Origin of the sequence: Sphingobium sp. HDIP04 (assembly GCF_000445085.1) — a bacterium.
Lineage (GTDB): Bacteria > Pseudomonadota > Alphaproteobacteria > Sphingomonadales > Sphingomonadaceae > Sphingobium > Sphingobium indicum.
Map to the genome: position 1 here is coordinate 55486 of NZ_ATDO01000085.1, position 13237 is coordinate 68722.

General features: G+C 59.9%; 20 protein-coding genes. 12 read left to right on the plus strand and 8 right to left on the minus strand.

What is annotated here, in order from left to right:
* Window positions 1–20: 20 nt before the first annotated feature.
* The 4 genes from L286_RS35515 to L286_RS0124580 are packed head-to-tail and all read left to right on the plus strand — an operon-like array spanning window position 21 to window position 4735.
* Window positions 21–812 carry a tail fiber domain-containing protein gene (locus tag L286_RS35515; RefSeq protein ID WP_152522344.1) on the plus strand — a complete coding sequence of 264 codons (792 nt, stop codon included), beginning with the start codon at window positions 21–23 and terminating at the stop codon, window positions 810–812.
* Window positions 812–1525: a hypothetical protein gene (locus L286_RS35520; RefSeq protein ID WP_021223436.1), complete on the plus strand. Its 714-nt coding sequence runs from the start codon at window positions 812–814 to the stop codon at window positions 1523–1525. Before L286_RS35515 ends, L286_RS35520 begins: the two co-directional genes overlap by 1 nt.
* Window positions 1526–1529: 4 nt before the next feature.
* A complete protein-coding gene (locus L286_RS47900) occupies window positions 1530–1778 on the plus strand; it encodes a D-Ala-D-Ala carboxypeptidase family metallohydrolase (protein WP_084498523.1) in 249 nt (82 codons plus the stop codon).
* Window positions 1778–4735 (plus strand): hypothetical protein, encoded by a 2958-nt coding sequence (locus L286_RS0124580; RefSeq protein WP_031293290.1) that lies wholly within the window; start codon window positions 1778–1780, stop codon window positions 4733–4735. Before L286_RS47900 ends, L286_RS0124580 begins: the two co-directional genes overlap by 1 nt.
* On the opposite strand, the gene L286_RS35525 is transcribed toward L286_RS0124580, so the two are convergent.
* Window positions 4732–4992 (minus strand): hypothetical protein, encoded by a 261-nt coding sequence (locus L286_RS35525; RefSeq protein ID WP_021223438.1) that lies wholly within the window; start codon window positions 4990–4992, stop codon window positions 4732–4734. The two genes, L286_RS0124580 and L286_RS35525, sit on opposite strands and share 4 nt — an antisense overlap.
* A gap of 220 nt (window positions 4993–5212) precedes the next feature.
* Between L286_RS35525 and L286_RS47905 the strand changes: the two genes are divergently transcribed.
* Both L286_RS47905 and L286_RS35530 read left to right on the plus strand, forming a co-directional pair.
* Window positions 5213–5911 carry a phage tail protein gene (locus tag L286_RS47905; protein ID WP_084498524.1) on the plus strand — a complete coding sequence of 233 codons (699 nt, stop codon included), beginning with the start codon at window positions 5213–5215 and terminating at the stop codon, window positions 5909–5911.
* A complete protein-coding gene (locus L286_RS35530) occupies window positions 5911–7809 on the plus strand; it encodes a glycosyl hydrolase family 28-related protein (protein WP_084498525.1) in 1899 nt (632 codons plus the stop codon). The genes L286_RS47905 and L286_RS35530 overlap by 1 nt, the downstream gene beginning before the upstream one ends.
* A gap of 29 nt (window positions 7810–7838) precedes the next feature.
* On the opposite strand, the gene L286_RS35535 is transcribed toward L286_RS35530, so the two are convergent.
* Window positions 7839–8756, minus strand: a complete 918-nt coding sequence (locus tag L286_RS35535) for a DUF1796 family putative cysteine peptidase (protein ID WP_021223442.1) — start codon at window positions 8754–8756, stop codon at window positions 7839–7841.
* 98 nt (window positions 8757–8854) lie between these two features.
* Here L286_RS35535 and L286_RS35540 point away from each other — a divergent pair, with 98 nt between their 5' ends.
* The 6 genes from L286_RS35540 to lysC all read left to right on the plus strand — a co-directional run bounded on the left by L286_RS35540 (window position 8855) and on the right by lysC (window position 10922).
* Entirely contained in the window at window positions 8855–9154 is a 300-nt protein-coding gene (locus tag L286_RS35540; protein ID WP_021223443.1) for a hypothetical protein, read from the plus strand.
* The gene (locus tag L286_RS35545) at window positions 9151–9732 is read left to right on the plus strand and encodes a glycoside hydrolase family 19 protein (RefSeq protein WP_021223444.1); all 582 of its coding nucleotides are present in this window, start codon (window positions 9151–9153) and stop codon (window positions 9730–9732) included. Before L286_RS35540 ends, L286_RS35545 begins: the two co-directional genes overlap by 4 nt.
* Window positions 9729–9926, plus strand: coding sequence for a hypothetical protein (locus L286_RS35550; protein WP_020820794.1), 198 nt, complete (start codon window positions 9729–9731; stop codon window positions 9924–9926). Before L286_RS35545 ends, L286_RS35550 begins: the two co-directional genes overlap by 4 nt.
* 135 nt (window positions 9927–10061) lie before the next feature.
* Window positions 10062–10409, plus strand: coding sequence for a Gp49 family protein (locus L286_RS0124585; RefSeq protein ID WP_031293291.1), 348 nt, complete (start codon window positions 10062–10064; stop codon window positions 10407–10409).
* A complete protein-coding gene (locus L286_RS35555) occupies window positions 10406–10753 on the plus strand; it encodes a hypothetical protein (RefSeq protein WP_152522345.1) in 348 nt (115 codons plus the stop codon). Before L286_RS0124585 ends, L286_RS35555 begins: the two co-directional genes overlap by 4 nt.
* Window positions 10680–10922, plus strand: coding sequence for an Rz1-like lysis system protein LysC (gene lysC, locus L286_RS49810; protein ID WP_443214689.1), 243 nt, complete (start codon window positions 10680–10682; stop codon window positions 10920–10922). Before L286_RS35555 ends, lysC begins: the two co-directional genes overlap by 74 nt.
* On the opposite strand, the gene L286_RS35560 is transcribed toward lysC, so the two are convergent.
* The 6 genes from L286_RS35560 to L286_RS35585 all read right to left on the minus strand — a co-directional run bounded on the left by L286_RS35560 (window position 10906) and on the right by L286_RS35585 (window position 13137).
* On the minus strand, window positions 10906–11100 hold the full coding sequence (locus L286_RS35560) for a hypothetical protein (protein WP_021223448.1): 195 nt from the start codon (window positions 11098–11100) through the stop codon (window positions 10906–10908). The two genes, lysC and L286_RS35560, sit on opposite strands and share 17 nt — an antisense overlap.
* A 171-nt stretch (window positions 11101–11271) precedes the next feature.
* The gene (locus tag L286_RS35565) at window positions 11272–11451 is read right to left on the minus strand and encodes a hypothetical protein (protein WP_020820790.1); all 180 of its coding nucleotides are present in this window, start codon (window positions 11449–11451) and stop codon (window positions 11272–11274) included.
* 279 nt (window positions 11452–11730) lie between these two features.
* Window positions 11731–12066, minus strand: a complete 336-nt coding sequence (locus L286_RS35570) for a hypothetical protein (protein WP_021223449.1) — start codon at window positions 12064–12066, stop codon at window positions 11731–11733.
* Between the two features lie 259 nt (window positions 12067–12325).
* Window positions 12326–12553 (minus strand): hypothetical protein, encoded by a 228-nt coding sequence (locus L286_RS35575; protein ID WP_020820788.1) that lies wholly within the window; start codon window positions 12551–12553, stop codon window positions 12326–12328.
* 1 nt (window position 12554) lies between these two features.
* A complete protein-coding gene (locus tag L286_RS35580; protein WP_021223450.1) occupies window positions 12555–12905 on the minus strand; it encodes a hypothetical protein in 351 nt (116 codons plus the stop codon).
* Window positions 12898–13137: a hypothetical protein gene (locus tag L286_RS35585; protein WP_021223451.1), complete on the minus strand. Its 240-nt coding sequence runs from the start codon at window positions 13135–13137 to the stop codon at window positions 12898–12900. Before L286_RS35585 ends, L286_RS35580 begins: the two co-directional genes overlap by 8 nt.
* Window positions 13138–13237 lie beyond the last annotated feature (100 nt).

A 13237-nucleotide genomic window follows, 5' to 3' on the forward strand; every position in this document is an offset into this window, starting at 1 on the left:
CCTGAGTAGGAACCGTCCAGTTGAAAACGCCAAAAGCTCCTGATCCATACGCTACAGCGCAGGCTCAAAGCCAGTTCAACACGAACACGGCGATCTCGCAGCAGTTGCTCAACATGGTCGGGCAGTCCAATCCCTATGGTTCGGTGACCTATGACCAGAGCGGCACAAACTCGTTTGTAGGCGCTGACGGCAAGGCCTATACGCTTCCCACTTTCACGCAGACGACCAGCTTCACACCTGAGGGGCAGGCGATCTTCGACAAGACGCTTGCGGCGCAGAACAACATAGCCCAGATCGCGGCGGACCAGTCGGGCGCGGTGAGCGATGCGCTATCCAACCCCTTTGAGTTCAACAATCAGGATGCGGCCGATTGGGCCTATGATCTCGGCTCGTCGCGCATCCTCCCGCGGCAGAAGCAGGCCACGGAAGCGCTGAAGGCCGATCTTATCAATTCGGGCCTCCGTCCCGGCACTGCCGCCTATGACCGCGAGATGACGCGGCTGAGCCAGAACCAGGGCGACCAGCTTAACCAGCTTGCCCTGCAAGGTCGTTCGCAGGCGTTCAATGAGGCGCTGACGACACGCAACCAACCGCTCAACGAATTCAACGCCCTTCTGTCGCAGTCGCAGTTGCAGAACCCCGGCGCAGCTTCTCCCGGCGCGCCACAGACAAGCGTGGGCGGCGTCGATTATTCGGGGCTGGTGAGCCAGAATTATCAGGCTGAGCTTGCCAATAGCGGCGGCATGATGGGTGGGCTGTTTGGCCTCGCGGGAACGATTGGCGGGGCTGGCATCAAGCAGGGATGGTTCTGATGCTGAACAACTTCACCCTCCCCCAGACAGCCTTCGATGTCCAGCCCATGCCGCAGCAGCAGGCTCCCGCCCCCTTCGTCTGGGGGCAAGGTGGCGCTCGTCTGACGCCTGAGCAGCTTTTGGCTGAGCAGGAGATGGCGCGCGACCGGATGAAATCGGACTATTCGCCGGTCAGTTCGGTGTGGCAGGGCCTTGGCCGCGTGGCCGATAACTGGCTAGGGGCATTGGACGCGCGGCGGCTCGACAAGGAGCAGGCGGCGGTTAATGCCGATCGCACGGCAATGATCGCGCAGATGCTTGGCCCGGAAAACGCTGATATCGCCGCCGTTCTGGCGAGTGGCGACAAAACCGCTGCATCACTGGCCGACAATGTTCTGAGCATCCGTAATCCAAAGGCCCGCAATCCGTTCGAGTTCGAACAGATGCTCTCCGCTGGCGGCTATGTTCCCGGTACGCCTGAGTATCAGGAGCAGGTGCGCAGCATGATCGAGCGGAAAAGCGATCCGTTCATCACGGCGAACCTGCCGAGTGGCGATTTCTACGCAGGCCCGCAATCTGGTTTCGGGCTGTTGCTGAAAGGAGGTGATCCCGCATCCGGTGTTGTGCCGGGGACGGTTGGAAGTAGCCCCCCGGCAAACATCCCTACGGCTCCAGTTGGCAAGCTCACGCCGATAGGAGGTGGCAGCGGCAACGCTGTCAGCCCCTTTCCCTGATCCCATGGGCGCTCCTGGCACGATGACCAGTGGACGGCGGACGGTAGAGGGAAATCGTGCAGTCGGCGGGGTTCCAAACAGCCATCATCTCACTGGTGACGGCGTGGACTATTCCGGCACGTCTGTTGCGGCGCTCAGGAGCTATTTCGGCCCGAACGCGCGCTATCTCGATGAGGGTGATCATATCCATGTGACGCTGCCCGGCTATGGGCGCGTTCCTTTCTTTGGCAAGCGCGGAACGGTGGGACGGTAATGGGACAGGCACGCGACGAAGCTGGCAACATCTGGGAGACCGACGCGCAGGGGAACGCTGTTCGACTGATCCAGCCTGCAGGTGCCGCGCCTCAGCAGGGGACCGTCATCCGCAATCCGTGGAAGGCCAAGGAAGAGGCGCGCAAGGATGAGGATCAGGCGATCCAGCGCCGCAACGTGCAACTGTCTGAGGAGGCTGCTGCAAGAGATGCGCAGGCACGCAGAGAAGCCAGCGAAAAGGCGGCGCGCGAGCGGGCAGAGTGGGAGTCAACGCATAACCCCGATGGTTCGCTAAAGGTCAAAGCCAGCCCTGATCGGGGCGCTCAAGTGCGGACCTTGCTCAACAGCATTTCTCGGCTTCGCGAGCTGTCGCAAAAGCGGCTTGCAGTCGGGAACTGGTCCGGCAGCTTCAAAGACAACGCGCTTTTCAATCAAAACCGCAAGAACGTCGAAGGTGCGCTTGAGCAGCTTGAGGGTGACATGATCCAGCAACAGATCATGGTCCTAAACGAGGCAAATGGCGGAAAAGGTGTGGCATCCCTCGCTAACAGCGAGACGGAAGCGCGGCGTATGGCTGCGTCGATCGCCAACCTGAATCCGGATCAGGACTTGGCCGAATTTACGCGAGGCTTAGATGAGGCTGAAAGCTACTATCTGAGGCAGGCAGCGAAGAGCGAAGGCCGTGAAGTCGATGCCGATCTGATCAGCGAATATCTGCCTGAAAAAGACCGGGGCGCGGCAATCGCTCGGTTTGGCATCAGTAGGGCGGGTGGCACAAGCGGATATCCCAATTCTGGCAGCGGCTCTCCCGGCCCCTACCAGAACGATCCTTCGGGCAACCGCACCTTTCTGACAGAGCGGGACAAGGCGTTCGCGGAGGAAGCGCAGGCGGCTTTCCGCAACGGTGCCGATCGGGCCGCCATGGATGCCATCGCACAGAGATATGGCGCGCAGCCGTTCGGTGAAGACCTGGAAAAAGCCATTGCATCGCGCCGCGCGGGGAATGCTTCGGTGCAGTTTGCGCCGACGCCCACCGGCTTTGAGGAACGTGGCCTCACGGGCGGTTTTCTGAAGGCGTTTGGGCTAGAGGATGATTCTGTCGTCTCTCCGTTCGCTATTGGCGCGGCGAACGCCCTAACCGCCGGCCAGCTTGGGAATATCGCTGGATTAACAGGATCGAGCGAAGGCGGAACCGCCGTCGCGATGGATATGGCGCAGGACAACGTGCTGCCGTATTTCCTGGGCGAGTTGGGTGGAGGCGCGCTTGCGACTTTCGGCGCTGGCAAAGCGCTTGGCGCGGGCTCCCGCCTCGTTTCAAACCCGACTGTTGCATCTCTCCTTGCAAACCCGCTTACGGCAGACGCCGCCTATGGCGCGGCTTATGGGGCATCTGAAGCTGACGATCCGCTCTATGGTGCTGTCGGCGGCGCTCTGACGGCGCTGGGAGGCTCCTACCTAGGCGGCAAGGCGGGTGGCTTCATGGGCGGCAGCCGGATCGATGACCCGCTTAACCGTGGGGAACGCGCGGTCATCAATGCTATGGATCGCGGCACCGGCATTTCCGTGGAAGAGGCATTGCAGCAGGGGCAGGACTTGGGCTTGCCGATGACGCTGGCAGACGTGTCACCCGAGGTGGCTGCGCTGGCCGGTTCCGCCATTCGGCGCAATCCTACCGTTGCTGGACAGGCGCGAGATATGCTGGCGCGTCGGTCACAGGGGCAGATTGATCGGTTCCGTGGTGCAGTCGCGCGTGATCTGGGTCCGCTCGACAATGTGCCGCAGCGCGCCGATGACTTGATTGAACAAGCTCGCGTTGCTGCCGGGCCCCTCTATGATGAGGCCCGCGCGACTCCCATCCCATCGACCCCTACCATTGAAAGCCTGCTGCAAACTCCCTTCGCCCAGCAGGGTCTGGGCCGCGCCCGCACTATCGCGGCAAACGAGCGGCGCAGCCCGCAAGAGCTTGGCTTCTCTCTTGATGCCAATGGCGATGTGATTGTCACCCCCAACATTCCCATGACGCTTACCAGCGCCGGGCAAGCTGGTGGCGAAGTCATGCCGACCATGAACTACACCACTGAAGCGCTGGATTATGCCAAGCGCGGCATGGATAGTGTTCTGGAGAAATACCGGAACGACATCACCGGCAAACTGGATCTGGACGACCTCGGACGCAGCGAGAATAGCGTCCTCCGGTCGCTGCTGAATGAGATGGACAGGCTGAACCCGGCGTATGGTCAGGCCCGCGCCGCCTATGCAGGCCCTGCCGCAGAGCGGGAAGCCTTGCACCTCGGTAAGTCGGCCCTGACCGAAAACCCTGATCTACTCGCCATCCAAGCAGGAAGGCAGACGCCTAAACGATTGGAACTGATGCAGCTTGGCGCACGCGATAGGCTGGTAAAGGGAGCGGAAAACCTCTCCAATTCGACCAACCCCTTCCGCATCCTCAACACTCCCGCAATGGAGCAGAGGTTGAACATCCTTTACCCGGATGCGGGTGACGATGTGGCGCGGCTCTTGCTGCAACGCGACCTTGAAAACCGTATGGCCGGGACCTCCAACTTCCTGATTGGCAATTCGTCCACGGCGGAACGTGGGCTTGCCGATCAGGCATTCGGGGACGAAGGCTTGCTACGCCCCGTTATCGAAGGTGGACTGGAGACGGCAATCAGCGGCGCCCCAGTGATGACCATCGGGCGCAGGCTGGGCGGCCAATGGCTAAAGGACAGGAGCGCGCTGGGCGTTGGGCGCCGCGCGGCAGAGCGTGCCGAGCAGATTGCCCCGATCGCGCTCAATCCCGACCCCGCCGACACTGTGGCTCAAATATTGGAGATGCAGGCGCGGCAAGCGGACTATCAGGCCGCTGTGGAGGCTGCGAAGGAAGTCGCAAGTCGCCGTGGTAGCCGGTTCGGAACGGTGGCCACTACAGCCACATATCCGTATTGGATGGGGGATTAAGACGGCCCCATGAAGATGCGGGTGGTGAGGCCAAGTAGAAACAGGGCAAATGCCACCCACGCAACGCCGCTCATAATGCCCTCAATAATGCGGACATGCCCGCGCGCCACATAGACGCCCTTGCGGTTCCTACGAAGTGGGATGCCGTTCTGCTCTACCTTCTTCTTATGGCTGTCCCACCATGAGCGGATAACCTCTTTCAGAAATACGCTGCCTCCGATCACAGCGGCGATGTGGAGCATGGATTGGTTGGCCATTGACTCCAGCAATACCACCAGTGTGACCTGTTGCCTACCCGATTCGCCTATGCTAAATTCCTGAAATTCTCGCGAGGTTGGCTCCCACTCTTCGCTTCCTTCAATCCCAAGGAAGTGAGCCAGCCCATTGCCCCGCGCATCAGACGGTTCTTATAGTCTCCCTCCGGGGACTTTGGTCAGTTCGGGCGATACCATCGAGCCGAGCCAGCACAATCCTGCCATGCAGGACATTGCGCAGGCGTTGGGCAATTCGCTCGACCGCAACGGTTCTGGCGGGATGCGGGCACCGCTCAATATGGGCGGTTATTCTGTCCAGAACGCGGGCAATGGTTCAGCTCCGAGCGACCTCGCTACCGTGGCTCAGATTGGCCTCACTATTCCGGTTGGTTCAGTTCTGGATTTTGCCGGAACAATAGCCCCGGATACCTTCCTGCTTGCCTATGGCCAGGAGATCAGTCGCACAGACTATGCAGAGTTGTTCGGAGTCATCGGCACTACTTTCGGCGACGGCAACGGGTCCACCACCTTCCATGTTCCCGATCTTCGAGGCCGCGTTGCGGCTGGCAAGGACGACATGGGCGGAAGTTCTGCTCAGAGGCTTTCATTTTTTGGAGGAAACAATCTTGGCTTTGGACCAGGAAGCCAAACGCACGAGCTTACAATAGATGAAATGCCTGCTCACAGCCACTCTGGGGCAACGGGGTCAGCAGGCAATCATAATCACACCTACACGGCCAGCAGCGGCGGCCTTGGCGCTCTTGGATATAATCCGCAAGGAAATGGGTCCAATCAGAACACGCAAGATGCAGGCGCGCATACCCATAGTTTCACGACCAATAACACGGGTGGCGGATTGGCTCACGCCAATGTGCAGCCCACCCTCATCCTGAACAAGATCATCAAGGCGAGGAGTTCTTGATGGCCGACCCCATCCCCATTCGCCCGAAAGACCTGCCTCCAGCCCCTTCGGTCCCTGCTGATGCTGCGATCATACTGGATAACGGGTCTACCGTGCAACGAGCAACGCCAGGCCAGATCGCGGATACTGCGCGCCCATATGCAAGCAAGGCCGATGCGGAAACGGGCGCCGATAACGCCAAGGTGATGACCGCCCTTCGGGTGAAGCAGGCGTTGGATTCGCAGGCCACCGGAAAGGCTATGGCCGCTGCTGTCGGCATTCCCGGCGATGCCTCCACCATGGGCACCGCCCCCTCCACCATCTTTACCGACAACGGCACAGCGAAGGAGTGGTTTGGGGAGGCGGGGGCGGCTGTCGTGCGCCTCCAGCAAGCGGTCACATGGGTGACGCCGCAGATGTTCGGTTATGCCGGCGACTTTGTGGCCGACAGCGCGACTCCGATCATTGCCGCGCTGGCCTTCCTCGCGTCAGTCGGCGGCGGGAAGCTGTTCCTGCCCAAAGGCACATACATCGTCTCGACCGAGATCAAGATTCCGTCGAATGTGACGGTTGAGGGCGCGGGGATGCTGCTGACGATCATCAAGGGCGCGGACACGATGCCCCTGGCTGACAATGTGCTGACCAACTCCCTGAACAACCGCCTTTCGCGCACGACCTATAATGACAATATCCACATCACCGATCTAACGGTTGATGGCAACTGGCAGGTCCGCGCGCCAACCTCTGAAGGCAATACCTTCAACCAAGCTTCGTGCATAAAATACTCGACGGTGCGCAATTGCAGTGTCAAGCGCGTGCGCGCGATCAATGGCATCCTCCATTGCATCGACATCATGGCGTCGGTCTATCTCAACGATGGAAGCACGACTGCGCAGCCTGATGGCATCTCGTATCACTGTCTGATCGAAGATTGCATCGCTGAGAACTCAAGTCGCGATGATGGTATCACGACCCATAACAGCGGCTATATCGACATACGGCGCTGCCAGTCCTACTTCGACAACGCGCTATACACGGTCGGAACAAACCAGAACGGCGTAGAGGTCGACGACGGCTCCTTCAAGGTCACGGTAGAGGGCTGTTATGCGTATGGCTGGGCCAAGGGCTTCCAAGTCAAGGGTCATGAAAACGCCCGCCCTGCTATAGATGTTCTGGTCTCGAACTGTGTAGCGGAAAGCTGCGGCTACAGCTTCGAAGCCCAGCATGGCGCGATTGGCGCGGGCGTTGCGCGGAATGTGACATTCCGGGATTGCATCAGCCGCAACGCCACCACTCGCGCGGGCTATCTCGCTGCGATGCACCTTTCAGACTATACCGATGTTCTCGTTGAGAACTTCACTATCGAAGGCACCTCAACCGTTATCGCAATCCGAGTATCAGGCCCGGTGCCGAACCTGCGGATAAACGGGGTCACGTTCAAGGACGGCACTACGCTAACAGGCTCCACCGAGGGCCTGATCCACATATTTGCCGGAGTGGGGGCGCTGACCGTTTCAGTGGAAAACGTGGTGTGCGAAACGCCAGTCGGATGCCCGGTTGTCCGCTATTCGTCCGTATCCACGATTAAGCGGGTGAAGAATATTCAAGCTACCGGAACGGATGCGGCAGTAGGCTGCGTCTGGGCCAACATCAACGCCAGCGATGAGATTTCAGGCATCCTTCAGACTGGCTTCGGCGGTGACATTTGGTCGCAGGGCAATTCATTCCTGATTGGCGGCAATGTCTCAGTTTCCAAAGGCCAGCGCTTCGACCTGAGCGGCACGGCAGCGCCCGAAGGATCGGTCAACGCACCCTTGGGATCGATTTATCGCACCACCAGCGGCACTGCAAAGCTCTACATCAAGGCGACTGCTCCCACGGCGAATACGGGCTGGGTTGCGGTTGGAACGCAGACATGACGGCCGCCTCCCCGCATCGCAAACTCTGGCTAGGCTGGCTCCCTAAGCCGAGCATCACCCCACGCCTTCACGGCGATGTGGGCTTTCAGCTTGTCCGCAATGGCCGTTTCGAACGCCACGCCTCTGAGCGAGAAAGTGTGGCGCGGGTTGTGCCAAATATATTTCGCAAAAGGATAGGCCTGCGTGATGACATGCACGTCATCCGCAAGTTGCAGGCGCGGGGCGTCTTCGCCAAACGGCGGGGTGTAAAGGCATACAAGCGCGGTTGGCCTGTCGCCCCGCATAGCGCGCACCTGGCCGAACAATCGGCCAATGTCTTCGCTCGCGGCGGTGTCGGTGTGGTGCAGGAATACGGCGGGTGCTGGGCTTCGGGCAAGACTGCGGAAGTTCTCAGCACGCCTCTCGTATCGGGCTTTCAGATCGGCAAAATCGTTTGCCGCGAACTGCTCTCCGATTTCGTGGTTGAGATCGATAGCCAAGCCGTCATGGACGGGGTGGTTCAGTGCCGCATCGAACCGCAAGGAGCCATCGAAATAAGGGGCGAAGTCCGACGCGAGAACATGGGCAACCGCGTTCGCCGGATGAACAGCAAGATCAAACGGATGGGACGCCTCGCCCAATTTGGCGGGAGGCTTGAAGCCCCAGCGAGTGAGCAGCGTTCGGGGGAAGCAATCGAAGCCAAGGGATACGAACTTGATGTGAGCGTAGCGGGTAAGATGCTCCCTTCTGGCCTCAACCGTGCGTTCCATGTTGTCGAAATGCGCGGTTGCCAGAGCAATGGCGCGCTCCTTGGCTTTTCGAATCTGGGCCAGTTCAGCGCTGCCGAGAGCGAACTTGTTTCTGGAAAGGTCGGCAGCAAAGCCGACAAGCGGGCCATAAAGCGCGGCGTCCACCTTCCCCGCCGTAAACCCGGTTCCCTCAATATTATCCAGATCGTCCAGCGTCATAGGCCCTCCTGCTGGGGAAGAAGTGCCGCAACGGCGTCCAACAATCAACAGGCGAAAACGCCAAGGGTCGGCAGCTTTCACGCGCCGGGGGTTTAATCATGGAAGCAGCGGGGTCGCGGGTGGACAATATTGACTGGTTGGGCGCGGACGGGGGGAAGCTCGCCGCCGCTTTTGGCGCGGGCTGTGTCGCCACATGGGGGTTCATTCAGATGGTCCTGATCGGCCCGCTCAAAAAGCAACTCGCGGAACTCAAGGAGGACTGCCGCCAGCGGGACGAACGGTCAGCGCAGCGCATCAACCAGCTTGAGACGCTGTTGCTGCTCCATGGGCCGGGTCAGCTTCGCCAGCAGTTGCAGGCGGCGCTTTCCGAGGAGCGGGTGATGGGGGACAAGGGATGACCGACTGGAAGCCTCTCCAGCACAATCTGGGCGTCGCGGCTGACGGAATCCCCGGTCGCAACACCTTCCGCGCCCTGTTCCAGCGCCTTGGGGCAGATACGGGCCGCGCGGTCGAACTGGCGCTGTCCGCCAACGTCCATTTCCCGGCCTATGGGATCATGGATAGCAAGCTGCGGCTATGTCACTTCATGGCGCAACTGTCGCATGAAAGCGGCGGCTTTCGCTACATGGAGGAAATCGCCAGCGGTGCCGCGTATGAAGGGCGCAAAGACCTTGGAAACACGCAGCCCGGCGACGGCAAGCGATATAAGGGGCGCGGCCCGATCCAGCTAACAGGGCGGGCCAACTATCGCGAATACGGACAGGCCCTTGGCATCGCTTTCGAGGAGCATCCTGAGATTGTTGCTATCCCATCAATCGGGCTGCATGTCGCTCTGGAATATTGGAAACGCAAGGGACTGAGCGCGCTGGCCGATAACGACGATCTGGAAGGCATCACCCGCAAGGTGAATGGCGGCGTGAATGGTCTTTCCGACCGCAAGCAGTATCTCGGCAAGATGAAAGGGCTGGTCGGGTGACCACCAAAGACCTCCCCCGCGTCATCATCACCGCCGTGATCATGACCTATTTCGGCTACGCGCTGCTCAACCACTGGTCCGAAGGGCTGGAGGAAACGCTCAAGAATGTCGTCATGCTCGCTGTAGGGTTCTGGCTGGGTTCGTCCAAGGGCAGTTCCGACAAGGCCGCTACCATAGAGAGGATCAGCCAATGATGTTCGTCGCGGGCTTCTTCATGGGCGCCGGGACGGTGATCGGTATCCTGATCCTCACCGCCTGCGCGATCTGGAAGGATTTGAGCGCGTGATCCCGGCCACGGGGTTCAGTGGCAATCAAGCTGGAGAGCTAACATGCACAGCGACACATTGAAGGCTACCGAAGAATACAGCGCAGCGAAGGCAACGCATCCGCGTGTCTCGCTAGGCGACATGGAAGGCAAGATCGAGCGCGAGCTATATTTCAATGCAGCCGATATGGAACAGAAATGCCATGGCTCAGCCTCATCGAACAATCCATTGGCGCTTCTGACCATCTGCATTCTGGTGATGCGAAACGGCTTCACCGTCATCGGAAAGAGCGCGCCTGCCTCGCCGGAAAACTTCGATGAGGAAAAGGGCAAGCGCTTTGCCTATGAAGACGCCATCAAACAGCTTTGGCCGCTCGAAGGCTACGCGCTCCGCGAAAAGCTGGCAGCATGATCCCGGTGGCCCTCATGAGTGCCCTATCGTTTGTGAGGGCCAACTGGAAGGCATTGGCTGGCGCGGTCGTCGGCGCGGCACTTTGCGCGCCTCTCGCCTACTGCGAAGGCAAATCGGCCGGCAAGCTGGCATCCGCCAAGGCCAACCTGGAATCGTCCTTGAAAGTCCAGCAGGCCGCCCTGAAGGTCGAGCGGGCCGCGAACCTTGCCGACATGGCGCGCAGGGCGAAAACGGCCGAGCAAATCACCGAACTAAGGGAGATCGTGACCCATGAGGGGACGAACGATACTGTGGGCGGCGCTACCGGCGCTCTGCTTGACCGGCTGCGGCGAAACGCGCGTTGAGCGGATAACCCCGCCACCGGAACGCCTGACCTGCAAAGCCCAGCCCGCGCCACCTCCGGGGAATACGGACAAGGAGGTAGCTGGGTTCATCGTGGATCTGATTGAAGCTGGTCACGATTGCCGCAACGCGCTGGCATGGATTCGGGATTGGGCTACCTATCCCAATTGATCTTCATCCTCCCCAGCCTCTCGGCCTGGAAATGGAACCCCTCCTCCAGCAGCGCGTCTACCACGTCCTGCACTTCGCGGGGGTGCATCGGATACCCTGCTTCGATCTGCTTCACGATGGCATGATATTCCTGCATCGCGGGGTGGCTGTGGAGGGCATAGATTTCCTGCTGGTTCATGCCCCATGTTCGCGCAATGTTCCTGAGTCGGTCAAGGGGTGACGCGGAACCTGTTAAGGTCTGTGTCGTGCAATCTCTCCCTTTCGGGCACCCAGCCAAACGACACCGCGTTGGGTCACTCGTGCCCCGCGTCTCGCCCCTTATACCACAACCGCGACTCGGCGGAATAGCTTATATCGGGTAGCGGATCACTTCCCACGCGCCGCGCTTGTCGGTCAGGTAGAAGGCGAATTTGCCATCAGCGCGGTTCACCAAATCCATCTGCGCATGTTGGCGCGCTTCTTCAGCGGTGGCGAACGCGGCAACGCTCTGATGGCCTTCGGGCAGCTTCCATGTTGCTGGAATGATCATCCCCTCACCCTACCCCTAATGCCCCACCCCATAAACGATAATCGCTATCCCCATAGCGGCAAGCATGAGAAGGCCGCCTAGGAGGAAGCGGGTGGGGGCGGGCATGGTGTAGAATTCCTGCGGCGGCTCAGTTCATCGAGCGCCTTACGACCATCCGCTATACTCGCCCACAGTTTGCATTCGGCGCCGGCGCCATCAAATTCGACGCTTGGTTTAGTGCCGGGATTGATCGCTCCCAAATGGCCAGCAGTTCCGCCTCCGTCATTTCACTCCAGGCTCTCATTCCCCCTCCCCCTCTATAAGGGCGGTGATGGCGTCGGCTATGCGGCGAGCGGTCGCGCCGTAGCAATCAACGTCCTGTGTGTCATAGGTGATTGCGCCTTCTATGCGGGGAAGTTGGTCATATGCGTCAGCGGGGGCCAGCCTTGGCAAGGCGTGTAGCCCCATCGCCACCTCCGCCGCCTCCCTAAGCCCAGCTTGGCGACCCATGCGAACAGCGATCTTGGCGACATCTGCGGAAGTGATAGTCCGGCCAGTGCCGATCATTTTACGTGCTTCCCATTCTGCTTCCTGGGCAATTCGCTCGATTTCCTGATCCACCTTACCGTCCATCATGAGGGCCTTTCTGGGATAGGGTGCGGGAAAGGGCTGCATAGCCAAGAGGAGTGAGAACGGCCCTGCTCGCTACAGTCGATGAGATAAGGCCTTTGGAACAAAGCGCCTTCCGCATCTTTAGGTTGCTGAACCTTCCCTTGTCCACAGCCTGCAGAGCGCAACGCTCGTTGCTAGTGATGTTTGGCAGAGAAGGATCGGGCCGATCAATTCGCCGCTTCGCCGCCTTCGGCCTAAGCCGGATCGCCATCACCTAACCCCTTTATCCACTGAATTTCTCCGGCATAGTGATGAGCTTATGCTTGGCCCGCTCCAGATGCCATAGCGCCGCCCCGCCATCCGCCTCGCTGGAGCGGAAATACTCGGAGCCATCCTCCTTGAAACCGATGATGACGACGCTGGCTAGTCCCGCTTGTGCGGCATGCTCGATCACGCGGGCTGGATCGGACGGAAGCCGGGTGACGCCGGGGAAGTCGGTAACGTTGCCCATCTCACTCCCCCTCAAGGTGGGCGCGGGCTTTTAATGCGGCGGAAACGAGAGCAAGGGCGGGGGTAGCCTGGAACTGGTTCTCGGGCCGGATCATTTTATAATCCCCCTTCATCAGGAAGCATGACGACTTGTCCGGAAAGGTATGCATCGTCCACACGTACCAATCTGGCACTAACTGCATCGCTGCGTCGAGAGAGGCGGTGTAGCGGGGCGTCTCATCATCCCCATGCCATTCGGCAGGGCAACCGCGATCTACGACATGGCCAATGGCCTCATGAATATCCACATCCGTTTCCCGGCAAGGCCCTTCCAGCCCTTCTACAATCTCAGCCAGCTTCATCATCTCAGACATGGGGGTGATCCTTGTGCTGATATTCGCCGCACCAATCATCCTGCGATATGTTCGGCCAGACACCGCCACGCTCGCGGGTTATGTCGATCCGCTTGCGCTCGCTACCGTAGCCGGTCGGCTCGTAGATGCTGGCGTTGAAGTTGAACTGTGGCGGGAGCCGGTGGCAATCGCCATAGATGTGCTGCGGCTCATGCTTCACAAAAAAGCGGCACGTCTCGCACTTGTCAGCCATGCGCCGCCTCCCCGTTCAGGCGGGCGATTCCAGCCCCAAAAAGGTTAGACATCAGCTTTCGCCCGCCGCAGATTCCCGTAGGGCGTTTTTCAGTGGTGAG